Below are 24,051 nucleotides of genomic sequence, written 5' to 3'. Positions count from 1 at the left end.
CGCTAAGGAGCTGCCCGTGTCCCGCGCCCTGATCATCGTCGACGTGCAGAACGACTTCTGTGAAGGCGGCTCGCTGGCCGTCGGTGGCGGCGCCGCGGTCGCCGCCGGCATCTCGCTGGTGCTGGACCGGGTGGGCGACCGCTGGGACCACGTGGTCGCCACCAAGGACTGGCACATCGACCCGGGTGCGCACTTCAGCGCCCACCCCGACTTCGTCGAGTCCTGGCCCGCACACTGCGTGGTCGGCACCGGCGGCGCCGACTTCCACCCGGAACTCGCCACCGACCGGATCGAGGCGGTGTTCCACAAGGGCGAGCACGCGGCGGCGTACTCCGGCTTCGAGGGCCACACCGACGACGGCGTGGGGATGGCCGACTGGCTGCGGGCCCGGGACGTGACCGAGGTCGAGGTGGTGGGGATCGCCACCGACCACTGCGTACGGGCGACGGCCCTGGACGCCCGCGCCGCCGGCTTCGACACCACGGTGGTGCTGGAGCTGACCGCGGGTGTGGCGGCGGCCACCACGGAGGCGGCGCTGGAGGAGTTCCGCCGGGCTTCGGTGGCGACGACCGGCACGCCGGTGGTCGACCCGCAATAGGCCCGGTGGTCGACCCGCAGCAAGCCCGGTGATCCACCCATAGCAAGCCCGGCGGCCGACCCGCAGCAGGCCGGTGACCGAGCCGCGGTGATCGGCACCGGCCGGGCTGGGTTCGGTCCCGCGGATCATGCGTGGCGATCATGGATGATGGTCGTTGTATCGGTGTGGCACGTGGTGATCTGAGTAGCGAGGAATGGGCTGTGCTGGAGCCATTGCTGCCGGCGCAGCCCGTCCGCGGCGGTCAATGGCGCGATCACCGGCAGGTCATCAACGCGATCTGCTGGGTCGAGCGCACCGGTTCTCCGTGGCGTGACCTGCCCGAAGGTTACGGGCCGTGGAAGACCGCGCATCAACGCTTCACCCGATGGGCGGCCGATGGCACTTGGGCCCGGATGAAGGCCGAAGTCATCGCGCCGGCCGAGCTCGACGGCGACATCGACTGGGACGCGCAGGTCGACGCCACGATCGTGCGGACTCACCAGCACGCCGCCGGAGCCGCTTAAAGGAGCTGACCGTTGCCGAAACGCAGGCACGCGAAGGCATCGGCCGGTCCCGCGGCGGGCTGACCACCAGAATCCACACCCTGGCCGACGGCCGTGGCCGGTCCCTGGCCACGCTCATCACGCCCGGTCAGGCCGCTGACACCCGGCAGCTGATCCCACTGCCAGAGCAGGTCCGCGTGCCCCGACCGGCGGTGTCGGCCGGCCCCGCACCCGGCCCGCATCGGGTCACCGGTGACAAGGCGTACTCGTCACGGGCGAACCGCCGTGCCCTGCGTGGCAAGCGAATCCGCGCGACGATCCGGGAACCCAACGACCAGATTGCCAAACCGGAAACGCCGCAGCTCGCGGCGGCCGACCGACCGCCTTCAACCCAGACGCCTACCGCCGTCGCAACCAGCTCGAACGCGGTTTCAACCGGCGCAAACACTGGCGCGGACTGGCCACCCGATTCGACAAGCTCGGCATCAACTACCAAGCCACCCTCGACCTGGTCGAAACGCTCGACTGGCTACGCGCGGTCCCCGACGGACATGATTCGCGGGACAGAACCTAGGCGGGCCGGGCCGGCTATGCCCGGGCCGGCACCGGGGGCTCCATCGGTTCGGTCGGCCCGGTCGGCCCGGTCGGCCCGGTCGGCTCGGCCGGCCCGGTCGGCTCGGCCGGCCCGGTCGGATCGGTCGGCCCGGTCGGCGGTTCCGGTGGCGTCTCGCGGTCGCGGCGGCGGTGGCGCAGCTCGCTCGGCAGGACCGCCAGCGCGACCAGCACGCCGACCCCGCCGACCGCCGCGAAGCCCCACGGCGGTGAGCGCCAGTCCATCACCAGGCCGGCCAGCGGTGCGCCCAGCGCGACGCCCACGGTCAGCGACGAGTTGTGCCAGCCCATCGCCTCGCCGCGGGCCGCTGCCGGGATCATCCGGCTGACCGCGTCGGCCGTCGCGGTGATCGTGGGCGCACACAGCGCGCCGGCCGGGAGCAGCAGCAGCGCCAGCAGCCACCAGTGCCCACCGCCCAGGCCGACCGGGACGGTGAGCAGGGCCATCGGAGCGAACAGTGTCAACGGCGACAGTCCCCGCCGGACCGTGCCGTACGCGAAGCCGCCGACCAGCGAGAACGCCGCCCACGTGGCCAGCACGGCACCGGTCCACTCGACCTCGCCGGACGCCCGCAGCACCGCCACCACGGCCACGTCGGTGCCGCTGAGCACCAGCGTGGCGGCGGACGTCACGGCCAGCACGGCGACGAACCGGGGCTTCAGCCACGTGCGGCGGGGCACCCGGACGCCGGAATGCTCCCGCGTCTCGTCGGCGCTGCGGATCGGCGGATTGAGCACGAAGAGTCCGACGCCGGCGATGAGGATGCCGGCCCCGACCGCGAGCATGCCGGCCCGCGGCCCGGCGGTGGTGCAGATCAGCACGCCCGCGGCCGGCCCGATCATGAACGACAGCTCGGTGGTGATGGAGTCCAGCGCGAACGCCGGCAACCGGTGCGACTCGGGCGCAAGCGCCGCGATCGACTGGCGGGCGACCGCGAACGCCGGCAACGTCAGGAAGCCCCCGACCAGGGCGGCCACCAGCAGGGCCCAATACGGCATCGCCTGCGCGGTGGTCCAGAACAGCACCTCCGCCACGGTGGTCAGCACCAGCACCGGGCGCAGCCCGCGGCGGTCGGTGATGCGGCCCATGACCGGCGCGCCCAGCGAACTGCCGACGGTGAACGCGGCGCCCACCAGGCCCGCGGCGAAATAGCCGAGCCGCAGGTCCTGCACCACGTGCAGGGTGAGTGTCACGGTGCCGGCGGTGATCGGCATGCGGGCGAGCGTCGCCACGACCAGCAGCGACTTGATGCCGCGCAGGGCGAGCGTCTCCCGGTAAGGCGTGAGTGTCATCGCGGTCCTAACCTCCGCGGAACAGTCTCCCGCCCGGGTACGACAACTTCCTACCGCTTTCCAACCGCACCCCATACCGAAGGGGCATCGAGGCGCCCACAGCCTCGACGAACGAGCCTCCCCGCGATCTCAGCTGCACGACTGCACCTTCCAGGGCCGTCCCCGGTGCCGCGTGCGGAGGAACGGTGCGCTCCGCGCCGAAACTCCACACGCCCCGATCGACCCGCCCACGCGTGCGAAGGAACGGCGCGCTCCGCACCTGCAAGCCACACGCACTCCGTAGCGACCGAATGATGCGCATCCCTGCATACCGACCCGCCACCCGCCGACTCCGGCGGTCGTGAAGTCAGCTGTCGGTGGACAGCAGAACGCCCGGCTGGAAGGCCAGCCGGGCGTCCGATGCTCAGGTCAGTGCTTGTCGCGGTCCGTGGCGACATCCTCCTGGTACGTCGCGCCGCCGTCCGACTCGCTGGTCAGTACGGTTGCGCCGCCCTCCGGTGGGCCGGCCAGGGACTGGCTGCCGGCGGCCAGCTCGGGGAACTTGACGTCGAAGGCGGGGCGCTCGGAGCGGATCCGCGGCATCCGGTCGAAGTTGCGCAGCGGCGGCGGGCTGGACGTCGCCCACTCCAGCGAGTTGCCGTGGCCCCACGGGTCGTCCACGGTGACGAGCTGGCCGACCTTGTACGACTTCCACACGTTGTAGATGAACGGCAGCGTGGAGGCGCCCAGGATGAACGAGCCGATCGTGGAGATGGTGTTCAGCGTGGTGAAGCCGTCCGAGGGCAGGTAGTCGATGTACCGCCGCGGCATGCCTTCGGTGCCGAGCCAGTGCTGGACCAGGAAGGTGGCGTGGAAGCCGAGGAAGGTGAGCCAGAAGTGCACCTTGCCGAGGCGGTCGTCGAGCATCCGGCCGAACATCTTCGGGAACCAGAAGTAGATGCCGGCGAACACCGCGAACACGATCGTGCCGAACAGCACGTAGTGGAAGTGCGCGATGACGAAGTACGAGTCGGAGACGTGGAAGTCGATCGGCGGGCTGGCCAGCAGCACGCCGGAGAGGCCGCCGAAGAGGAACGTCACGAGGAAGCCGATGGCGAACAGCATGGGCGTCTCGAAGGTGATCTGCCCGCGCCACATGGTGCCGATCCAGACGAAGAACTTCATGCCGGTGGGCACCGCGATCAGGAAGCTCAGGAAGCTGAAGAACGGCAGCAGCACCTGACCGGTGACGAACATGTGGTGCGCCCACACGCTCATCGACAGCGCCGCGATCAGCAACGTCGCGGCGACCAGGCCCTTGTAACCGAACACCGGCTTGCGGCTGAACACCGGGATGACCTCGGTGATGATGCCGAAGAACGGCAGCGCCACCACGTACACCTCGGGGTGTCCGAAGAACCAGAACAGGTGCTGCCACAGCATCGGGCCGCCGGTCTGCACGTCGAAGACGTGCGCGCCGAGGATGCGGTCGGCGGCGAGCGCGAACAGCGCGGCCGCCAGGAACGGGAACACCATGATCACCAGGAGGCTGGTGACCAGGATGTTCCACGTGAAGATCGGCATCCGGAACATCGTCATGCCGGGGGCGCGCAGGGTCAGGATCGTGGTGATCATGTTGACGCCACCGAGGATGGTGCCCAGACCGGAGATGGCGAGGCCGACCACCCACATGTTGCCGCCCACGCCGGGCGAGTGCAGCGAGTTGCTCAGCGGGGTGTACGCGAACCAGCCGAAGTCGGCGGCGCCGCCCGGGGTGAAGAACCCGGCGATCGTCATGGTGCCGCCGAACAGGTACAGCCAGTAGGCGAACGAGTTCAGCCGGGGGAACGACACATCGGGCGCGCCGATCTGGATCGGCACCACGAAGTTGGCGAACGCGAACACGATCGGCGTCGCGAAGAACAGCAGCATGATCGTGCCGTGCATGGTGAACAGCTGGTTGTACTGCTCCGGCGACAGGAACTGCATGCCGGGCTGAGCCAACTCGGCGCGCATCAGCAGGGCCATCAGGCCACCGAGGAGGAAGAACACGAAGGACGTGATCATGTACATGATCCCGATCTGCTTCGCGTCCGTCGTCCTCAGGATCCGCGCGATCGCCGAACCCTTGACCTGGGGCCGCACGGGCCACGGCCGGGTCACGATCGGCTTAGGCGCGACGGTCGTCACGGATGGCCTCCGGTGTCTCGTTCGTCCCACTCAGTACGCCTGTACGGGTTGGCGCACCTCGCAGGCAGAATAGTCCCCCGGCGACCTACGGCGGGCGCGGGGTGACCAAACACCGGGTCGCGGTCGGCGCCGCGGTCAGAGCGGTTCGGCGAACTCGCGGTACTGGTCGGAGAAGATCCGTTGTCCGCGGCGGCGCAGCATCGGGTCGCGCTGGGCGGGCGGGACGTCCCGGGTGCGGTCGCGCTCGCGGGTGTGCTCGCGCAGCTGCCGGCAGCGCGGGCGGCGGCGTTCCTCGTAGCGCCGGAGGGCCGCCGGGATGTCGTCCGGGGTGGCCCGCAGCACCTCGCCGAGCACCACCGCGTCCTCGAACGACATGGCCGCGCCCTGGGCCAGGGTCGGCGCGGTGGCGTGCGCGGCGTCGCCGACCAGCAGCACCGGGCCGCGGGACCAGGCGTCCAGCACGACCTCGTCGGTGCGCGCCACCTGCACCTTCTCCATGGCCTCCAGGATGGCGGGCACCGGGCCGCCGAAGTCGCCGAACAGCTCGCGCACCCGGCCCAGCGGGTCGGCCGGGTTGGGTGCGCCGTCCTCGGCCGTCTCGTCGGCGTAGCAGTAGAGTCGCCGGCCGCCCATCGGCATCACCACGAACGCCGACCGGCTGCCGAGCAGGCAGACCCAGTCGCTGACCGGCGGCCCGCCGCTGACCACGCTGCGGTAGACGATCTGGCCGGTCGGCGTCGCCGGGCCGCCCAGGCCGGCCTTGGCGCGGATCGTGGAGCGCCGCCCGTCGGCGCCGATGACCAGGTCGTACTCCGCGATGCTGCCGTCGCCGAACTCGACCTTCGCGGCGCCGTCGACGACCTGCAGGTCACGCACGACGGTGTCGTACCGGACCGCGCCGCCGACGCCGGTGACCAGCACCTGCTGCAGGTCGGCCCGGGACAGCGCGCGGGACTCCCCCACGCCGGCCCAGAGCGAGGCCACGTCCATCTCGAACAGTTCGCCGCCGGCGGCGTCCAGGAACACCTGCCGGAAGATCAGGTCGCCGAGTGGACGCAACGGCGCGTCCAGGCCGAGCAGGCGCAGCGCCCGCGAGGCGTTGCCGGGCAGGTAGATGCCGGCGCCCGGGGCCATGGTGGCGGGCAGTTCCTCGACCACGTCGGGGCGGAAGCCGGCGACTCGCAGACCCCTGGCCGCAGCCAGTCCGGCGATGCCGGCGCCCACGACGAGGATGCGCAGGTTCATCGCAACGCCTCCCGGGGGATGGACACGCGTCGGAGCCAAGACACTACCGTTCGCCACCGAAGCGCGAAAGTCGCGATCATGATGACGTCCGTTTTGTTCAAGACGGATCGGGGTGTCGCTCGTAGGTTCGGTGCATGGCTCCTACTTTCAATGCAATCGGGACGGCGGTCGCCGACATGGCCGCCACGCTGGACTTCTATCGCCGGCTGGGGCTGGATTTTCCGGCCGGGGCGGAGACCCAGCCGCACGTCGAGACGGAACTTCCGGGCGGGATCAGGTTGATGTTCGACACATTCGACACCATCCGGTCATTCGACCCCGACTTCACGCCGCCCACCGGCGACGGCATGAGCCTGGCGTTCCTCTGCAGCGGTCCGGACGAGGTGGACCGGGTGTACGCGGATCTGGTCGCGGCCGGTCATCCCGGCGCCAAGGCGCCGTGGGACGCGGACTGGGGCCAGCGGTACGCCGTCGTCGAGGACCCGGACGGCAACGGCGTCGACCTGTTCGCCCCGCTCAACCCGGCCGGCTGAGCGGTCCGATCGTCGGCACGTGGTGACCCGGCCCGGTTGGGGTAGCCAGCCCGCGGCGCCAGCAACGTGCGCAGCGGCACGCCGGCCAGCGCCCGCACGTCGCGGGCCAGGTGCGGCTGGTCGGCATAGCCGGCGGCCACGGCCACCTCGGCGAACGGCGTGCCGCCCCGGGCCAGGCCCAGCGCCCGCTGCAGCCGCAGCACCCGGGACAGCAGCTTCGGTCCGTACCCGAACGTGGTGGTGCAGCGGCGGTGCAGTTGCCGCAGGCCGAGCCCGCACGACTCGGCGATCGCGTCCACCGGCCGGGCGGCCCGGGCCAGCGTGGCCACCGCGACCATCGCCCGGTCCGGCGTCCGCCAGCGGCGGGCCGCCACGGCCTCCAGGGCGGCCAGCGGATCGTCGGCCTCGGCGAGGCGGCGCACGTCGGCCGGGTGCCACAGGTCGGCCAGCGGCACCTCCCGGTCGGTGAACTCGTCGGCCGGCGCACCCAGCACGGCGGGGCCGGTGCCGACCGCGAACCGCAGCCCGAACGTGCGGGTGCCGGGCGGCGCGTCGGCGACCTCGGCGGTGGTGTCCGGCCCGGCGATGAAGACCCGGCCCGACGACCAGATCAGGTCCAGGCAGCCGTCCGGCAGGATCCGCACCGGACGGCCGCCCGGCGGGGTCTCGGAGCGCCAGGCGGTCGCGTAGGGCAGGCGGGACGGTCGTTCGGCGTACATGGGGACACCCTGGCACCGGGGTACGACAACTTCAGAGTTACATCGGTGTATTTCCCGCCCGGGCCGGGCAGACAATGGTGACATGACCGACCGGCTCGAGGAGTACCGGCGCAAGCGGGACGCCCGCCGCACGCCGGAACCCGTCCCGCGCGGCCGCCCGCGACCCGGCACCGGCGGACGGTTCGTCATCCAGCAGCACCACGCCCGCAGCCTGCACTGGGACGTGCGGCTGGAACGCGACGGCGTCCTCGTGTCGTTCGCCGTGCCGCGCGGCCTGCCCCGCGACCGGGGACGCAACAACCTGGCGAAACACACCGAGGACCACCCGCTGGAGTACCTGGACTTCGCCGGCGAGATCCCGGCCGGCGAGTACGGCGGCGGCCGGATGACCATCCACGACCGCGGCACCTACGTGACCGACAGGTGGCGCGACGACGAGATCAGCGTGACCTTCTCCGGCGAGCGCACCGCCGGCCGGTACGTCTTCTTCCAGACCGGCGGCAAAGACTGGATGGTCCGGCGGATGGACCCGGCCGAGCCGGGCTGGGAGACGATGCCGGAGACGGTCCCGCCGATGCTCGCGACCCGGTCCGCCGGCCTGCCGCCGGACGACCCCGACTGGGGGTACGAGATGAGCTGGGGCGGCCGCCGCACCACGGTCTTCGTCTCCGGCGGCCGGGTCCGGCTGCACGATCCCGACGGCGCCGACGTGACCTCGTGGTACCCGGAGATCCGGCCGCTGGGCGAGGCGCTGGCCCCGCTGGAGGCGGTGCTGGACGGCGAGATCGTCGCGTTCGACGGCGCCGTGGTGTCGGCGGATCTGCTGGCCCGGCGCAAGCAGCCCCGGGACTCGGCCGCGGCCCGCCGGGCGGCCGAGCGCACCCCGGTGCAGTTCCTGGCCTACGACCTGCTGTGGCTGGAGGGGCATTCCACCGTGGAACTGGTGCGGTACGCGGAACGACGGGAGTTGCTGGAGGGGCTGTCGGTGGCCGGCGGAAACTGCCAGACCCCGCCGTACTTCCCGGGCGGTGGCGACTTCGCGCTGGAGGCGGCCCGGTCGCAGGGCCTGCCCGGGGTGGTGGCGAAGCGGCTGGACTCGCCGTACCTGCCGGGCCGGCGGAGCCGACTGTGGCTGGAGATCACCGTCTGACCGGACTCGGCGTCCGTTGGCGGCGCCGCCGTTACCGGTTTTCCTTGAACCGGCCCTCCGCCGACCGATCAGGGGGGTTTACCGATCGGCGCGGTGGAAAGGTAGTAGCAACGGTGATCCCTGACATGTCTGCCGAACTCTGGAACTCCGCCGCCCACGTCCTCGACGCGAACTGGTCCGCCGACCACATGGTGCCGTCCCGCCAGCTGTACCCGCACCAGTGGAGCTGGGACGCCGCGTTCATCGCGATCGGGCTGGCCTACGTCAACCCCAACCGGGCCTGGCGTGACCTGCGCAGCCTGTTCGAGGCGCAGTGGCCGGACGGCCGGGTGCCGCACATCGTCTTCGACCCGGGTACCGCCGAGGCCGACTACTTCCCCGGGCCGGCGTTCTGGGACGTGCCCGGCTACGGTGACCGGCCGGCCCGCGGCAGCACCGGGCTGGTTCAGCCGCCGCTGCACGCGGTCGCCGCCTGGGAGGTCTACCGGCGGGCCGCCGCGCACGGTGCCGCCTGTGCGCACGCCGCCCGGGCGGAACTCGAGTGGCTGTACCCGCGCCTGGTGGCCCAGCAGGAATACCTCACCGGGCGGCGGAACGCGGGTGGCGCCGGACTGGCGAGCATCGTGCACCCGTGGGAGTCGGGCCTGGACAACAGCCCGGCCTGGGACTCGGCGCTGGCCGCCGTACCCGCGGATCTTGATCTTCTGGACCGGTTCCGGCGCCGTGACCTGGCGGTCGCCGACGCGGCGCACCGGCCCACCGACACCGACTACGCGCGGTACGTCGGCCTGGTGCTGGCCTACCGCGACGCCGGGTACGCGGACACCGACCTGGCCGCGCGGCACGACTTCGTGGTGGAGTGCCCCTCGTTCAACGCGATCCTGGCGGCGGCCGAACACGCGCTGGCCCGGATCGCCGGCGTGGTCGGCGCGGACCCGGCGGCCCACCGGCAGCGGGCCAAGGAGATCACCGACGCGATCGTGGGCCGGCTGTACGACCCGCGTACGCACACGTTCCGGGCCCGGGACGTGCGGACCGGCATGCTGAGCCCGAAGCGGTGCGTCAACGGCCTGATGCCGCTGATCCTGCCGGACCTGCCGGTCGAACACGCCGCCGCGATCATGGCGGAGGCCGAGTCGGCACGCTTCGGCCTGCCCGAGCGGACCGGGCTGCCGGTGCCGAGCTACGACCGCACCGCCGCCGACTTCGACGCCCTGCGGTACTGGCGCGGGCCGATCTGGATCAACATCAACTGGCTGCTGCGCCGCGGAATGCTGCTGCACGGGTACCACGACCAGGCCGAGGACCTGCGCACGTCGATGCTGCGCCTGGTGCACCGGGCCGGGCACTTCGAGTACTACCACCCGGACCACGGCGAGGGCATCGGCGCGCCCGCGTTCAGCTGGACCGCGGCGCTGACCCTGGACCTGCTGGCCGACCGGTCGGTGCCCGCCTACGCCCGGGCGGCGTGACCACGGCTCAGATCTGCTCCGAGGCGATCAGCGTGTCCCGGCCGTGGCCGGTGTGCACGGTGGTCGCGCCGGGCAGCGTGAACAGCCGCTCCCGGATCGACGCCACGATGGTGTCGTAGTCGCTGAACGACCGGCCGGTGGCGCCCGGACCTCCGTGGAACAGGGTGTCCCCGGTGAACACGCGGTTCAGCTCCGGCGCGTAGAAGCACACCGCGCCGGGGCTGTGTCCCGGCGTGTGCAGCACCCGCAGGCCGGCGATCTCCTGGCCGTCGGCGAGCGGCTCCGGCATCGGCCGGTCCGGATGCACCAGCTTCCACAGTGGTTCCTCGGCCGGATGCAGGTAGAGCGGGGCACCGGTCGCCTCGGCCAGCTCCGGTGCCACCCGGACGTGGTCGTCGTGGGCGTGGGTGAGCAGCACCGCGGTGACCGTGCGACCGCCCACGACCTGCAGAATCCCGGGTACGGAATGCGGCGCGTCGATCACCACGCACCGTTCGTCGTCGCCGACCACCCACACGTTGTTGTCCACGTCGAACGTCTGCCCGTCCAGCGAGAACGTGCCGGACGTGACGCCGTGGTCCACCCGGACCGCCATCAGAAGATCACCACCGAGCGCAGCACGCCGCCGGTGTGCATCCGGTCGAACGCGGCCTCCACGTCGTCCAGCGCGATCTCCTCGGTCACGAACGCGTCCAGGTCCACCCGGCCCTGCAGGTACAGCTCGGTCAGCATCGGGAAGTCGCGGGTCGGCAGGCAGTCGCCGTACCAGCTGGACTTGAGCGCACCGCCGCGACCGAACACGTCCAGCAGCGGCAGCTCGATGGTCATCTCCGGAGTGGGCACGCCGACCAGGACCACCGTTCCGGCCAGGTCCCGGGCATAGAACGCCTGCTTGTACGTCTCCGGCCGGCCGACCGCCTCGACCACCACGTCGGCGCCGTGCCCGCCGGTGAGTTCCTGTACCGCCGCGACCACGTCCGTACCCCTGGCATTGATCGTGTGGGTGGCGCCGAACCTGCGCGCCCACTCCAGCTTCCGGTCGTCGGTGTCGATCGCGATGATCGTGGTGGCGCCCGCCAGGGCCGCACCCACCACCGCGCCGTCACCCACCCCGCCGCAGCCGATCACCGCGACCGAGTCGCCCCGGGTCACCCCGCCGGTGTTGATCGCCGCGCCGATGCCGGCCATCACCCCACAGCCGAGCAGCCCCACCGCGGCCGGCCGGGCCGCCGGGTCGACCTTCGTGCACTGCCCCGCGTGCACCAGCGTCTTCTCCACGAACGCGCCGATGCCGAGCGCCGGGGTCAGCTCGGTGCCGTCGGTCAGCGTCATCTTCTGCGTGGCGTTGTGCGTGTTGAAGCAGTACCACGGCCTGCCCTTGCGGCAGGCCCGGCAGTCGCCGCAGACCGCACGCCAGTTCAGCACCACGAAGTCGCCCGGCGCGACGTCGGTGACGCCGTCGCCGACCGTCTCGACGATGCCGGCCGCCTCGTGGCCGAGCAGGAACGGGTACTCGTCGTTGATGCCGCCCTCGCGGTAGTGCAGGTCGGTGTGGCACACCCCGCAAGCCTGAATCCGCACCACCGCCTCGCCCGGCCCCGGATCCGGCACGACCACGGTGGTCACCTCCACCGGTGCACCCTTGGCCCGCGAGACCACGCCTCTGACCTGCTGGGACATGACCAACCACCCTTTCGCCGCCGATCTGCCGTCCCACCTTCTCATCTCCCGGCGGTTCCCGGGGCGCGGCATTCCCGTCGCGCGACGCGCGGGTGCCCGCGGCGAGCTCTACGGTGGGCGGGTGACGACGACCGCCCGCCGCACCCTGCCGCTCCTGCTTGCCCTGGCCGCCGTGCTGCTCGGACCGGCGCCGGCCCGAGCCGACCCGCCGCAACGCCTGGCCGCCCAGGTCACCGACGCGGCGGGCGCCCTGGGTAACGGACGCGCCGCGGTCGACTCGGCCCTCGCCGACCTGCAGGCCGACACCGGCGTCCAGCTGTTCGTGGTGTTCGTCGAGTCCTTCGACGGCCGGCCGGCGGCGGACTGGACCGCGGAGACCGCCCGGCTCAGCGGCCTCGGCGACCGGGACGCCCTGCTGGCGGTGGCGACGGCCGACCGCGCCTACGAATACTCGGTGCCGCCCGACTCCCGGCTGACCCAGTCTGAGATCGACGCGGTCGCCCAGGACGACATCGAGCCGGCCCTGGCCCGCGGCGACTGGTCCGGCGCCGTGGTGGCCGGCGCGAACGGCCTGCGCGACGCGGCCACCGGCGGCTCGTCCCTCCGGCTGACGCTCTGCCCGGTGCTGGTCGTCGGCGCGGTCATCGTCGGCGCCCTGGTGTGGCTGCGCCGCCGCCGCCGGCCCGCCGCCGCACCGCAGCCCGGCCCCGCGCAGCCCTCCGCGCAGCCCTCCGCGGTGCCCACCGAGCAGCTCGCCGCCGAGGCCAACGCGCTGCTGATCGAGCTGGACGACGACCTGCGCGCCAGCGAACGCGAGCTGGAGATCGCCGCCGCGCAGTACGGCGCCGACGCCACCGCCCGCTTCCGCGCCGCCCTGGACGCCTCCCGGCAGGACGTGGCCGAGGCGTTCCGCCTGCGGATGACGCTGGAGGAGGAGCCGGCCCCCGACGAACCGGCCCGGCGCCGCATCCTCACCGACATCATCGAACGCTGCCAGGCCGCCGACGCCCGCCTGGACGCCGAGAGCGAGGACTTCGACCGGTTGCGCGACCTGGAGGGCCGCGCGGCCGAGGTGGCCGCGGAGGTGGAGGGCCGGCGCACGGCCGCCGAGGCCGCCCTGCCCGGCGCGGAGACGGCCCTGGAAGACCTTCGATCACGGTACGCCGGGCCGCCGGTCACCGCGGTCTCGGCGAATGTCGGGCAGGCGCGGGAGCGGCTGGAGTTCGCGGCGGCGGCGTTGCAGCGGGCACATGCCGCCCTGTCCGGCGCTGCCCCCACAGACCCGGCCGCCACTGGCGCCGCCTCCGCCGGACCCGCCTCCACTGGCGCCTCCGCCGGACCCGCCTCCGCAGGACCCGCTTCCACTGGCGCCGCCTCCACTGGCGCCGCCTCCACTGGCGCCGCCTCCACTGGCGCCGCCTCCACTGGCGCCGGACCGGCCTCCGCGGGACCGGCCTCCGCGGGCGGGGCCGGGACCGGGGCAGTGCCCGGTGGTGGGCCGGCCGCGGCCGCGCTGGCCGTCCGTGCCGCCGAGCAGGCCGTGGACCAGGCCGAACAGTTGGTCGCCGCGATCCACCAGGCGGTCGCCGACGCCGCCGCCGCGCGCACCTCGGCCGACGCCCTGATCATGGAGGTGGAGGCGGAGATCGCCGCGGGCCGAGCGACCCTGGCCGGCGGCACCCCGGTGCCCGGACTGGCCGAGACGGTGGCCGGAGCGGAGCAGACCGTGTCCGACGTACGCCGCGAACTGTCCACCTCCCGCCCCGACCCGATGTCCGCCGCCGCCCGGCTGCAGGCCGCCGACGCCGCGCTCGACCAGGCCCTCGCCACCGCGCGCGACCATGCCGAACGCGCGGCCCGGGCCCGCAGTCTCCTGGCCCAGGCGCTGCCGGTGGCCCGCGCCGAGGTCGCCGCGGCGGGCGACTTCATCACCACCCGGCGCGGCGCGGTCGACGCCGGGGCGCGGGCGTCGCTGTCCGAGGCGCACCGGCACCTGACACTGGCCGAGAGCCTGGCCACCACCGACCCGGTGCAGGCGGTGATCGAGGCACAGCAGGCGCAGCGTCTGGCCGCGAGCGCCAACCAGGCCGCCCGCGCCGACGTCGACCGCTGGGGCGGTGGCGGTTTAGGCGGCGGGTACGGAGGCTTCGACGCCGGTTCGTTCGCCGGTGCGGTGCTGGGCGGGATCATCGCCGGCGGCGGGCGGTCCCGTGGCGGCTTCGGCGGCGGGCGGGGCGGCGGCTTCAGCGGCGGAGGTTTCGGCGGCAGCGGCTCCCGGGGCCGCCGCACCGGCGGCGGCCGCTTCTAGCCGGCATCCATCCGGCCCGGCACCGGGCGCTGGTGGTCCCACCGGAGCGCTCCTCTGACGTGATCTCAGTAACAAGGTGCTCGGGAGACACGGGCATCTCCGAGATCCGGTGGTCCTGCGGCGGGTCGCACGACAGTCAAACGATGCGCGCCGACAGCGTGGGCGACGTCCTCGGTCAGATCTTGGAGGCACGGTCAGATCTTGGAGCAGAAACGCCCCCATCGGGGCCGAGCGCCTCCAAGATCTGCCTCCGCCTCCAAGATCTGCCTTGGCCGCCAAGATCTGCCCTGGCCGCCAAGATCTGCCCTGGCCGCCACGCCCGGCACTGAACCGGTCCTCGGTGGCGGTAAGCCGGTCAGGGTGTGTGTACCGGATTCGGCCGCACCTCGACCGGCGACGACAGCAGTGCGTCCGCCACCTTCATCATCTGGCGTACCTGGGTGGGGGTGAGCCGGTCGAAGATCAACTGCTGCACCGCCTCGGAATGGCCGGGTGCCGCCTCGACGACCTTGTCGTACCCCGCGTCGGTGAGCACCGCGATCTGCACCCGGCCGTCTTCCGGGTCCCGCTCGCGCCGCACCCAACCCTGCGCCTCCAGCCGGGCCACCACGTGGGACAGCCGGGACAGCGACGCGCACACCTTCTTCGCCAGTTTGCTCATCGCGAGCCGCCGGTCGTCACGCTCGGAGAGGGTGGCCAGCACGACGTATCCCATGTGCGTGATCGCCGCGTCGCGCTGCAGTTGGGTCTCGAGCGCGGCGGGGACCCGGACCAGCACCTCAACCAGGAGCCGCCAGGCTTGCTGCTGCTCGTCGGTCAACCAACGGGGCTCCTCCATGTCTGGCAGGTTAATAACTGTGCGCCCCCGCGTCATGGGCCGGGTGGACAGGATCCGCCGCGGAGCGACAGCGGTCTGGGTAATGAGTTGGGAACAAAAGGGCACGTCGATCGACATGGTTGAAGGCCGCCGATACGCTCAGGGTGACTTTCCACCCCGACACGGCGCCGGAACCGGCTGGCTGGGGGGCCTCGGCCGGTTCCGGCGTCGTGTAAAAGGCGCGAGTCTGGGACGGAGTTTGCCCACGGCGCACCAGGGGTCAGGACGTGGGCGGCTCGTCCTTGCCGGCTTCCTCGAGTTCGTCCGCTTCTTCCTTGGTCTTGTGCACCGCGCCGTCGGCGTGCTCCGGCGGGCCGTACACGGTGTAGAGGACGAGCGGGTTCGGGCCCTCGTTGGTGAAGTTGTGCTTCTTGCCGGCCGGCACCACGACCAGGTCGCCCTGGACGACCTTGCGGGTCTGCCCACCGACCTTGGCCTGTCCGACCCCGCTGACGAACGTGAGGATCTGGTCCACCTCGTGGACCTCCTCGCCGATCTCGCCGCCCGGCGGGATCGTCATGATGACCAGCTGGGTGTGTTTCCCGGTCCACAGCACGCGGCGGAAGTCCGGGTTCTGTTCGGCGACAGTGGCGATCGTGTAGTGCTCCATGCCACCGTCATACCCCGTTTCGCCAGCTCCGCAACCTCGCCTGCGGCACCGGGGAGGGACGGCCGATGAGATACCCCTGTACGTAGTCGACGCCGAGTTCCCGCAGCATGCGCAGGGTGGGCTCGTCCTGGACGAACTCGGCGATGGTGTGGATGCCGTACGCCTGGCAGACCTGCACGAGCGCGCGTACCAGCACCTGGTCCTGGGGGTTCTGCACCAGGTTGACCACGTACTCCCCGTCGATCTTGACGAGGTCGATCGGGAAGAGCCGCAGGTACCGGAAGGAGGCGTAGCCGGAGCCGAAGTCGTCCAGGGCCAGTTCGCAGCCGAGGTCGCGGACCCGGTCGGCGAAGTGCCGGGCCTCGCTGAGGTTGCCGATCAGTGCGGTCTCGGTGATCTCGAACGTGAGTTGTTCCGGGTTGACGCCGTAGCGCCCGATCAGCCGTTCCACCTCGCCGGTGAGCCGCGGGTCCCCGACCGAGCGCCCGGACACGTTGATCTGCAGGTTCAGGTCGGAGTTGCCGGCGGCGAGCTGCATCGCCCGCTCGACCACCCACAGGTCGATGTCGTAGATCGCGTCGAGGCGTTCCGCGGCGTCCAGTACCTGGCTCGGTGACTGCGGCCCGCCGGCCTCGTCCAGCACCCGCAGCAGCAGTTCGTGCCGGGTGACGGTGTTGCTCTGCAGTTCCAGGATGGGCTGGGAGTAGAGCGTGAACCGCTCGGTGCCGAGCGCGTCGGCGACCCGTTCGCGGTACGAGCCCTGGCGGTCGCGGGCCGGCACCGGGTGGGCGACCAGGGTCAGCGGCCGGTCCGCGTCGCGGGCCTGGCGCCAGGCGTGCTCGGCGTCGATGAGCAGGTCGTGGCTGCTCGCGTCGGCGTCCGGCTGGAAGCGCACCAGGCCGGCCCAGGCGCGCGCGTGCGACCAGCCGTCCGGCAGCACGAACGGCTGGGTGCGCAGCGCCTCCACGAACAGGTCGGCCTGCCGGCGGGCCAGCGCCCAGGACGTGCCGGGCAGCAGCACCGCGATCTCGTGCGGCCCGACCCGGCCGAGCAGGTCGTCGGGGCGGATCACGCCTTCGAGCACCCGGGCGGCGCGGCCGAGCAGGTCGGCGCCGCGGTCGGCGTGGGCGGCGAGGCGGTCGGGGTGCCCGGCGGCCCGGTCGGCGTGCGGGGCCGCCCGGTCGGGTTCGATCCGCACCACGAGCACCGCGCCGCCGCCGCGGCGGAGTGCCCGGTCGATCTCGTCGGCGAACCGGGCCCGGGTCTGCAGGCCGGTGGACGGGTCCAGCTCGACCACCGACGCCTGCACCGTCTCGCCGCGCCGGGCCAGCCGGGCGACCTCGCGGCGGGCCCGCTCGCGGGCGGACACGTCGCTGACCGTGCCGCGGATGCCGCGGACCGTGCCGCCGGGGCCGGGGACGGACTCCAGGTGACATTCCACGTCGAACCAGCCGCCGTCGGCGCGGATCAGCCGGACCGTGGTGCGGACCGGGTCGCTGCTGGTCCACGCCTCGGTGATGGCGCCCAGGGCCTTGGCGTGGTCGTCGCGGTGCACGTACCGGGCCAGAACCTGACGGCTGACCTCGTTCTTCGCGGGCGCGTGGCCGAGCATCGTGCCGAGTTCCTCGGACCAGACGATCTCGTCGCCGGCCGCGGCGTAGGAGAACCAGGCCGGGCCGTCGTTCTTGCGGGTACGCGGGGCGGACGGGCGCTGCTCGGGCACGGCGGTGGGGCGGGTACGACGGGCGAAGCGGTCACGCAGCGCGCGCGGACGCGGGAAGCGTTCGTCGGGTGCCGTCATGTGCCCGCCGCGCCTCCCGCCTGTGTGTACCGTTGCCCCTCACCTATTACGACCCGTCACGGCCGGGTCCAACAGTGAACGTCCGAGCCAATGTTTTCGCGGATCACCCAACAAAACGAGGAACAGCAATTTCTCCCCCGAACAGGGTACGGAAATGACCGATCGGTCGACCACTGCGAAGCGTCATTTCCCCTCGCTTCCTGACCAGAGTCCATGACGGAACGTCACTGCGAGTGGCGACCGTGGAACCTAGTGCGATCCCTACCCCGGACCATCGACCGCTATGCACGCACCGCGCCGACACCCATGCGCGGAGTAACGGAGTCGCGAGGCGGTAGATATGGTGGCGATTCGACGACGCGAGCGAGGACGGCGCATGAGCGGGAGCGGTGAGGCTACGGCCCGGACCACCACGGCGAACGATCGCCGATCCGCGGAGCGGAGGTAAGCATGAGCGGGAGCGGTGAGGCTACGGCCCGGACCACCACGGCGAACGATCGCCGATCCGCGGAGCGGAGGTAAGTAGTGAGCATCATCCGCGACACGCAGCGGGCGCACGCCACGCAGGCCGCCGCCCAGCAACGGGCCGCGACCGCGGCCACCCGGCAGCGTGAGCAGATCCGGCGCAACGCCGACCTGGCGATCGCCGCGGCCCAGCAGGCCGCCCTCGACGTGGAACGCCGGCGGGAACGGCAACGGCTGTACGTGGAGGCGCGCACCGCCGACGCCGCCTCGGCCAACGCCGACGTGCGGGCCCGGCTGGCCGACCTGGACGCCCTGCTGCTGTCCACGCTGGACGTCGACGACCACATCGACCTGGACCGGTTCAAGAAGCCGATCGAAGTGCCGCCGTTCGATCCCGGGCCGCTGGGCCGGCCGCTGCCGGAACCGTCGTGGGCCAGCTACCAGCCGCCGGAGCCGCGCGGGGTCGGCAAGATCCTCGGTGGCGAGCGGCTGCACCAGCAGCAGACCGGCGCGGCCCGGCAGGCCTACCAGGAGGCGCGGAGCCGCTGGGTGGACGCCGAGGCACGCCGGCTGCGCCAGCTGGCCCAGCGGGAGCAGGCGTACGAGGAGAACAAGCGCCGGTACGCCGCGAAGATCGTCGCGTACAACGCCGAGGTGGACCGGTTCGCCGCCGCGGTGGCCGCGGCCGACCCCGCGTCGGTGGTGGAGTACTTCGCGATGGTGCTCGGCAACTCGGTGTACCCGGACGACTTCCCGCAGCACTTCCGGCTCGCGTACCTGCCGAAGCAGCGCCACCTGCTGATCGAGTACCACCTGCCGCCGGTCGAGGTGATCCCGGTGGTGAAGGAGTACCGCTACGACCTGTTCCGCAACGACCTCACCGCCGTGCCCCGCGACTCCGACGAGATCCGCCGCCGGTACACCGACGTCATCGCGCAGGTGGCGTTGCGTACCGTGCACGAGATCGTGGAGGCGGACCGGGGCGGCCTGGTCGCGCGGATCGCCTTCAACGGCATCGTGGACACGGTGGACCGGCGTACCGGTCGATTCGTCCGGCCCTGTCTGGTCTCGGTGCGCACCGACCGGGAGACCTTCGCCGCGATCAAGCTGCGCCGGGTCGATCCGGTGGCGTGCCTCAAGCATCTGGAGGCCGGCCTGTCGCCCGAACCGGACGCGCTGGACGGCATCCAGCCGGTGATCGACTTCGACCGCGAGGCGGACGCCGACTTCACCGAGGAGTTCAACGTGCTCGCCGAGATCGACGAGCGGCCGAACCTGCTGGACCTCTCCGACGACGAGTACGAGCAGGTGGTGCAGGACCTGTTCGGCAACATGGGCCTGGACACCGGCACCGCGACCCGGGCCGCCGACGGCGCACGCTGGCTGGCCACCGACCCGCGCCCGGTGTTCGGCGGCAAGGTGGTGATCTACACGACCCGCGGCGCCCCGGCCGGCGCCGCCCAGGTCGATTCCCTGGGCGGCGCGATCACCGAGGCCGGCGCGATGAAGGGCATCCTGCTCGCCACGGCCGGGTTCGGCGCGGACGCCCACCAGGCGGTCGCCGGCCGGCCGCTGGAACTGATCGACGGACCCGGGCTGCTCAACCTGCTGGCCGAGCACAGCCGGATCAAGGCGCGTCTGGAGCCGCCGGAGGACTCGGTGCGGCCGGAGCCGGCGGGCGGTCCGGCGCGGCCGGAGCCGGCGGGCGGTCCGGCGCGGCCGGCGAACTAGCCACCGGCTGAATCCCGAGGTCGGCGATGCGCTGCCAGACCGGGCGCATCGCGACGTCCGGCTCGCGGGCGAAGACACTGCCGCGGATGCGGACGAACACGCAGTTGCCGACCCGCTCCAGCACCGACTGCCGGCGCATGTCGCTCTCCCACTGCTCCGGGCCGTGGTACGCGTCGCCGTCGCACTCGATGGCCAGGCGCCGACCGGCTGTGTCGTTGCCGGTGCCCGGCGCTCCGGGTTCCGCGGAGAACCCGGGATCGGGAGCGTTCAGCACGAAGTCGATCCGGTACGCGCCGATCCGGAACTGCGGCACCGGCCGGTACCCGCGCTCGGTCAGCCGGCGCAGCACGTCCCGCTCGAAGTCGGTCTCCGGCACGCCCGCCGGGGTGACCGGCGCGGGCGACGTCGCGTACGTCAGCAGCAGGTTGCGCGCGTCGTCGGCGAGCAATGCGGACGGCTGCACGGAATGGAAGATCCACAGCTGGTCCCGGGCGCGGGACGCGGCCACGTTGATCCGGCGGTGGAACTCGCGCTTGGTGAAGGCGGCCGGGCGGCCGTCCTGACCTGACACCACCATCGACACCAGCACCACGTCGCGCTCGTCGCCCTGGAACGTGTACGCGTCGCCGACCCGCAACCGGCGCCGTTCCATCTCGTCCTCGCCGATCGCCTCGCGGATCCGTTCCAGCAGCAGCGCGGCCTGGCCGCTGGTGCTCAGCAGGCTGATCACACCGAGCGACTTCTGCGCGTACGCCGGGTCCGCCACGATCGCGGTCACCCGGTCGACCAGCGCGGTCGCCTCGGCCAGGTTCACGTCGCCGTGCGGTGCCAGGTGCTCGCGGACCCCGGAGGCCAGGAACACGGTGCGGATCGGGGTGAGCGACGGCCGGTCCGCGCGCAGCGGCATGATCTTGCCGTCGTAGTAGTGCTTCGAGGAGAACTCGATGATCTGCGGTACGCACCGGAAGTGCTCGGTCAGCAGGATGCGTTCCGGGGACCGGCGCACCGCGTGGTCGTACAGCGAGGACTCCGGGTCGAAGTGCTCGGCCGACGGCACGTCGTCCAGGTGGCTGTGGATCAGCCCGGTGACCGAGCCGACGAAACCCAGCTGCGGGCCGATCTGCTGGTCGTCGCCGACCACCACGGCCCGCTCGCCCAGCGACAGCACCGGCAGCGCGAACAGGTCGGCCTGCGACGCCTCGTCCACGATCACCACGTCGAAGTGCGCGCCGCCGGCGAACTGCTCGATCGCCCGGTCCACCGACATCACCCACACCGGCACGGCCTCGACCGCCGACTCCATGGCCCGCTGCGCGTGCGCCTGCCAGGCCGCGGCGTTGCGCCCGGTACCCTTCCCGATCTTGCGGAGCGCGGTGGTCCAGTCCGCCAGCGCGGCGCGGCGCCGGTCGTCCAGGCTGCGCGACACCTCCAGCCACGCGGACGCCACCACGAGTTCCGCGGTGAGCCGCCGGATCCGGTCCCGGGCCTGCTCCACCCGCCGCCCCAGCACGGCCGGGTCGACGCTGCCCACCACCTCGTCGAACCAGGTCTGCGCGCGCCGCCACTCCCACGCCTGCCGGCACAGCGTCCCGGACACCGCCGGCACATAACCGGCGTCGATCTGCCCGGCCCACTCCGGCGCGGCCTGCGCCAGGCGGTCCCGCAGCTCCGCATACCGGGCCACGTCGGTGCGCAGCGCGACCAGCCGGCGTACCTCGGCCACCGCCTCGTCCCAGCCGTCCAGGCCGGCCCAGGCCGCGGCGAGGCGCGGCCAGGGCGCGATCCGCTCGGCCACCGCGGCGTCCGCGGCCGCCGACTCGTCGGCCGCGAAAACCGCCGGGCAGGTGTCCAGCAGGGCGGAGACCGCGGCCAGCCGGCTCGCGTCGAGGTCCAGCTCCTGCTGCGGTACGAGGGTACGCAGCCGCGCCGACAGTTCCGGCCAGTGCCGGACGTCGAAGTCCAGCGACTGCGCCGCGTCGGCGAGCAGCGTGCCGGCCCACGCCTCCGGGTCGTCGCCGGGATCCGGCACGGCGAGCCGGTCCAGCCACTCCGCCCAGTGGTCGCCCAGCCGGCGGCGCAGTTGCCCGCGCCGCACCCAGGCCGCGGCCACCTCGACGTCGGCGACGGTACGCAGCGGCTCGTCGTCCACCCGCACCTCGTCGGCCAGCCGGTACAACGGTGCCTGCAGCAGCCGGCTCAGCCCCTTGCCGGCGGCGAACCGCTGCCGCACCTCGTCCAGCTGCCCGAGCAGGCGTTTCGGTTCCGCGGCCAGCGGCGCCGGCACGGTGACCCGGTGCCCGGCGAGCGACCGCCGCAACGTGGCCAGGTCGGACAGCAGCGCCTCGGTGGCGGCGACGTGGTCGGTCCACAGCGTCCGCCAGTGCGGGTCGCCGAGCAGCCGGCCCAGCCGGTCGGTCCAGCTGCCCTCCCGGCGCCGCAGCCACGCCACCGCGTCCCGCAGGTCGTCGAGCAGTTCGGCCAGCGCGGCGGGACCGTGTGCCCGTACCGCCGCGAGGTCGACGCCCCGCTCCGCCAGCCGGACCGTCTCCGCGACGGCCTCCGCGCGCCGGGCCCGGTCCTGCCGCGCCCGTGCGGCGTCCGGCAGGTCCGCGGTCTCCGGCTGCGCGCGCACCGCCGCCGCCCGGTCCGCCGGCGTCAGCTTCGCGGCCAGGTCGAGCAGCGTGCCGAAGTCCTCCGCGGTGAGCGGGGACTCCCCGGTCACCGCGTCCGGGATGCCGCCCTCGGTGCCGGCCCGCTCGCGCAGCCAGGCGCCGACGTCGGCGGGCGACAGCGGCACCCCGTCGATCGGGTACGTCGCGGCCTCGCCGGCCGCGATCGCCCGCAGACCGGCGAGAGTCTGGCCGAGGTCGGCCTCGGCGTCCTCGAGCAGTCCGGTGAGCCGGTCCACCCGGGCCGCCTCGGCGGCCTTGTCCAGGGTGGCGGCCCGGTCGGACAGTTCCCGCGCGGCCAGTTGCAGCTGCACCAGCTGGTCGGTGGTCCGGCCGAGGACGGCCAGGCAGAGCGCGCGTACGCCCTCCGGCAGGCCGTCCCGCAGCACCCGCAGCGGGTCCTCCTTCTGCGCCACCACGAGCACCCGTTTGCCGTTCGCCATCAGGTGGCAGATCAGGTTGCGGATGGTGTGCGTCTTGCCGGTGCCGGGCGGACCCTGCACGACCACGTTGCGGTGCTGGGCGAGCCGGCGGGCGATGGACTCCTGCGCGGCGTTCGTCGGCAGCGGCATGAGCAGCCGCTCCCCCACCCGCCGCCACTGGTCCGGCCGGTCGTCCGGCATGCGCAGCCGGCTGGGTTCGTGGGCGACGATCGCGGCCAGCGCACCGATGCTCGCGGTGTCGCCGGAGAGCAGCCGGTCGCGCAGGCTCTCCAGGAACCCGCGGAGCTGCCGCTGCTTCGGCCGGGCGAAAAGCACCCCGGTGTCCACGATGTGCGGCCTGCTCTCCTGGTCGCCGGGCGTGGTGATCAGCCGGTCGTACCCGAGGCGGCCGAGCGCCCGCTCGAACAACTCCCGCCGGTCGAGGTCGTTCCACAGGTCCGCCTCGATCGTGCCGGCCGGACCGGCGAGCGCCAGCAGCTGGCCCAGGTAGCGCTCGTCCATCCCGGACAGCGCGTCGGTCTGCAGCCGGGACGGGCCGGCCGGGGACACCGTGATCAACGACCGGTCCGGCTGGTACTCGATCAGTACCGGCGTGGCGACCAGCGGGTACCGCACCCGGTGCTCGCCGATGCCGGTCTCCAGCACGCCGTGGCCCCAGACCAGTTCGGTGGTGGCGGCGCCCATGTCGAGGTGGTGCATGAGGTCGAACAGCCGGCGGTGCAGGACCCGGGTGCGTTCCGCCTCGGCGGTCAGGCGGGCCCACGGCCGCCAGGTCTGGTCGCGCCAGGTCTCGAACAACCCGTCGCCGCCGGCCGCCGGCCCGCCCGGACCGCCGGGGCCCGGCTCGGCGGCGTCGACCTTGGGCTCGTCGGTGGCGGACACCTCGGTCAGGCGGCGGCGCAGCTCGGCCGGCACCGGGACCGGCGGGGGCAGCTCCGGCAGGCCGACCCGCAGCCAGGAGATGCCGTCGGCGGACGGTCCGGCCTGGCACGCCGGGTGGTCGGGCAGGGTGTCGAGCCAGAACGTGTCGGGCGGCACGGTGCGCGCCGGCCGGTCCATCTGGGCCCGGACGGCCAGCAGGTAGTCGGCCACCGAGACGGCCCGATCGCGGATGACGGTCGGCGACTCCGGCGGCGTCGGTTCCGGCGGCGTCGACATTCTTCGCAGGTTAGCCGATGTGTGCCGCCGCACCCG

At 72.8% G+C, this 24,051-nt stretch carries 15 protein-coding genes and 2 pseudogenes; 7 read left to right on the top strand and 10 right to left on the bottom strand.

The genetic code is table 11. The features are described from left to right. The first annotated feature begins 16 nt into the window (after window positions 1–16). Window positions 17–598 carry an isochorismatase family protein gene (locus LDL48_RS21375; RefSeq protein ID WP_225256962.1) on the top strand — a complete coding sequence of 194 codons (582 nt, stop codon included), beginning with the start codon at window positions 17–19 and terminating at the stop codon, window positions 596–598. 164 nt (window positions 599–762) lie between these two features. Further along, window positions 763–1,654: pseudogene (locus tag LDL48_RS21370) on the top strand (IS5 family transposase). 14 nt (window positions 1,655–1,668) lie between these two features. Here LDL48_RS21370 and LDL48_RS21365 read toward each other — a convergent pair. The 3 genes from LDL48_RS21365 to LDL48_RS21355 all read right to left on the bottom strand — a co-directional run bounded on the left by LDL48_RS21365 (window position 1,669) and on the right by LDL48_RS21355 (window position 6,399). Then, window positions 1,669–2,985, bottom strand: coding sequence for an MFS transporter (locus tag LDL48_RS21365; protein ID WP_225256961.1), 1,317 nt, complete (start codon window positions 2,983–2,985; stop codon window positions 1,669–1,671). 408 nt (window positions 2,986–3,393) lie between these two features. Next, the gene (gene ctaD, locus LDL48_RS21360) at window positions 3,394–5,154 is read right to left on the bottom strand and encodes an aa3-type cytochrome oxidase subunit I (RefSeq protein ID WP_225256960.1); all 1,761 of its coding nucleotides are present in this window, start codon (window positions 5,152–5,154) and stop codon (window positions 3,394–3,396) included. A gap of 135 nt (window positions 5,155–5,289) precedes the next feature. Further along, window positions 5,290–6,399 carry an FAD-dependent monooxygenase gene (locus LDL48_RS21355; RefSeq protein ID WP_225256959.1) on the bottom strand — a complete coding sequence of 370 codons (1,110 nt, stop codon included), beginning with the start codon at window positions 6,397–6,399 and terminating at the stop codon, window positions 5,290–5,292. Window positions 6,400–6,533: 134 nt separating this feature from the next. Between LDL48_RS21355 and LDL48_RS21350 the strand changes: the two genes are divergently transcribed. Beyond that, window positions 6,534–6,932 (top strand): VOC family protein, encoded by a 399-nt coding sequence (locus LDL48_RS21350; protein ID WP_225256958.1) that lies wholly within the window; start codon window positions 6,534–6,536, stop codon window positions 6,930–6,932. A gap of 59 nt (window positions 6,933–6,991) precedes the next feature. Here LDL48_RS21350 and LDL48_RS21345 read toward each other — a convergent pair. After that, window positions 6,992–7,651 (bottom strand): annotated as a pseudogene (locus LDL48_RS21345) (helix-turn-helix domain-containing protein); the annotation flags it as partial. An 82-nt stretch (window positions 7,652–7,733) separates the two neighbouring features. Between LDL48_RS21345 and LDL48_RS21340 the strand changes: the two are divergent. Beyond that, window positions 7,734–8,801: a DNA polymerase ligase N-terminal domain-containing protein gene (locus LDL48_RS21340; protein WP_225256957.1), complete on the top strand. Its 1,068-nt coding sequence runs from the start codon at window positions 7,734–7,736 to the stop codon at window positions 8,799–8,801. A gap of 125 nt (window positions 8,802–8,926) precedes the next feature. Then, window positions 8,927–10,273: an MGH1-like glycoside hydrolase domain-containing protein gene (locus tag LDL48_RS21335; RefSeq protein ID WP_225256956.1), complete on the top strand. Its 1,347-nt coding sequence runs from the start codon at window positions 8,927–8,929 to the stop codon at window positions 10,271–10,273. A 7-nt stretch (window positions 10,274–10,280) separates the two neighbouring features. Here the strand turns inward: LDL48_RS21335 and LDL48_RS21330 are convergent, their stop codons facing one another. Both LDL48_RS21330 and LDL48_RS21325 read right to left on the bottom strand, forming a co-directional pair. Then, window positions 10,281–10,868, bottom strand: a complete 588-nt coding sequence (locus LDL48_RS21330) for an MBL fold metallo-hydrolase (protein ID WP_225256955.1) — start codon at window positions 10,866–10,868, stop codon at window positions 10,281–10,283. Further along, a complete protein-coding gene (locus LDL48_RS21325) occupies window positions 10,868–11,953 on the bottom strand; it encodes an S-(hydroxymethyl)mycothiol dehydrogenase (protein ID WP_225256954.1) in 1,086 nt (361 codons plus the stop codon). The genes LDL48_RS21330 and LDL48_RS21325 overlap by 1 nt, the downstream gene beginning before the upstream one ends. A gap of 121 nt (window positions 11,954–12,074) precedes the next feature. On the opposite strand from LDL48_RS21325, the gene LDL48_RS44220 reads away from it, so the two are divergent. Then, entirely contained in the window at window positions 12,075–14,261 is a 2,187-nt protein-coding gene (locus tag LDL48_RS44220) for a TPM domain-containing protein (protein WP_308016477.1), read from the top strand. Between the two features lie 355 nt (window positions 14,262–14,616). On the opposite strand, the gene LDL48_RS21315 is transcribed toward LDL48_RS44220, so the two are convergent. The 3 genes from LDL48_RS21315 to LDL48_RS21305 form a co-directional block, all read right to left on the bottom strand. Then, window positions 14,617–15,099: a MarR family winged helix-turn-helix transcriptional regulator gene (locus LDL48_RS21315; RefSeq protein ID WP_225256953.1), complete on the bottom strand. Its 483-nt coding sequence runs from the start codon at window positions 15,097–15,099 to the stop codon at window positions 14,617–14,619. A 259-nt stretch (window positions 15,100–15,358) separates the two neighbouring features. Then, the gene (locus tag LDL48_RS21310; RefSeq protein WP_225256952.1) at window positions 15,359–15,748 is read right to left on the bottom strand and encodes a cupin domain-containing protein; all 390 of its coding nucleotides are present in this window, start codon (window positions 15,746–15,748) and stop codon (window positions 15,359–15,361) included. A 7-nt stretch (window positions 15,749–15,755) separates the two neighbouring features. Then, a complete protein-coding gene (locus LDL48_RS21305) occupies window positions 15,756–17,549 on the bottom strand; it encodes an EAL domain-containing protein (RefSeq protein ID WP_225256951.1) in 1,794 nt (597 codons plus the stop codon). A gap of 525 nt (window positions 17,550–18,074) precedes the next feature. Here LDL48_RS21305 and LDL48_RS44590 point away from each other — a divergent pair. Beyond that, window positions 18,075–19,745, top strand: a complete 1,671-nt coding sequence (locus LDL48_RS44590; protein ID WP_225256950.1) for a restriction endonuclease — start codon at window positions 18,075–18,077, stop codon at window positions 19,743–19,745. Here the strand turns inward: LDL48_RS44590 and LDL48_RS21295 are convergent. Further along, window positions 19,642–24,015: a PDDEXK-like endonuclease domain-containing protein gene (locus tag LDL48_RS21295; RefSeq protein WP_225256949.1), complete on the bottom strand. Its 4,374-nt coding sequence runs from the start codon at window positions 24,013–24,015 to the stop codon at window positions 19,642–19,644. The two genes, LDL48_RS44590 and LDL48_RS21295, sit on opposite strands and share 104 nt — an antisense overlap. Window positions 24,016–24,051: the final 36 nt, after the last annotated feature.

Source organism: Jidongwangia harbinensis, from assembly GCF_020216025.1.
Lineage (GTDB): Bacteria > Actinomycetota > Actinomycetes > Mycobacteriales > Micromonosporaceae > Actinoplanes > Actinoplanes harbinensis.
Note: the sequence above shows the minus strand (reverse complement) of the source record. Positions and strands in the feature narration are given on the sequence as shown.

What these genes read in the sequence shown, in the direction of transcription:
- LDL48_RS21350 (WP_225256958.1), top strand. Translation starts at nt 6,534, where the DNA reads ATGGCTCCTACTTTCAATGCAATCGGGACGGCGGTCGCCGACATGGCC.
- LDL48_RS21305 (WP_225256951.1), bottom strand. Translation starts at nt 17,549, where the DNA reads ATGACGGCACCCGACGAACGCTTCCCGCGTCCGCGCGCGCTGCGTGAC.
- LDL48_RS21340 (WP_225256957.1), top strand. Translation starts at nt 7,734, where the DNA reads ATGACCGACCGGCTCGAGGAGTACCGGCGCAAGCGGGACGCCCGCCGC.
- LDL48_RS21355 (WP_225256959.1), bottom strand. Translation starts at nt 6,399, where the DNA reads ATGAACCTGCGCATCCTCGTCGTGGGCGCCGGCATCGCCGGACTGGCT.
- LDL48_RS21295 (WP_225256949.1), bottom strand. Translation starts at nt 24,015, where the DNA reads ATGTCGACGCCGCCGGAACCGACGCCGCCGGAGTCGCCGACCGTCATC.
- LDL48_RS21330 (WP_225256955.1), bottom strand. Translation starts at nt 10,868, where the DNA reads ATGGCGGTCCGGGTGGACCACGGCGTCACGTCCGGCACGTTCTCGCTG.
- LDL48_RS21365 (WP_225256961.1), bottom strand. Translation starts at nt 2,985, where the DNA reads ATGACACTCACGCCTTACCGGGAGACGCTCGCCCTGCGCGGCATCAAG.
- LDL48_RS21310 (WP_225256952.1), bottom strand. Translation starts at nt 15,748, where the DNA reads ATGGAGCACTACACGATCGCCACTGTCGCCGAACAGAACCCGGACTTC.
- LDL48_RS21335 (WP_225256956.1), top strand. Translation starts at nt 8,927, where the DNA reads ATGTCTGCCGAACTCTGGAACTCCGCCGCCCACGTCCTCGACGCGAAC.
- LDL48_RS21325 (WP_225256954.1), bottom strand. Translation starts at nt 11,953, where the DNA reads ATGTCCCAGCAGGTCAGAGGCGTGGTCTCGCGGGCCAAGGGTGCACCG.
- LDL48_RS21315 (WP_225256953.1), bottom strand. Translation starts at nt 15,099, where the DNA reads ATGGAGGAGCCCCGTTGGTTGACCGACGAGCAGCAGCAAGCCTGGCGG.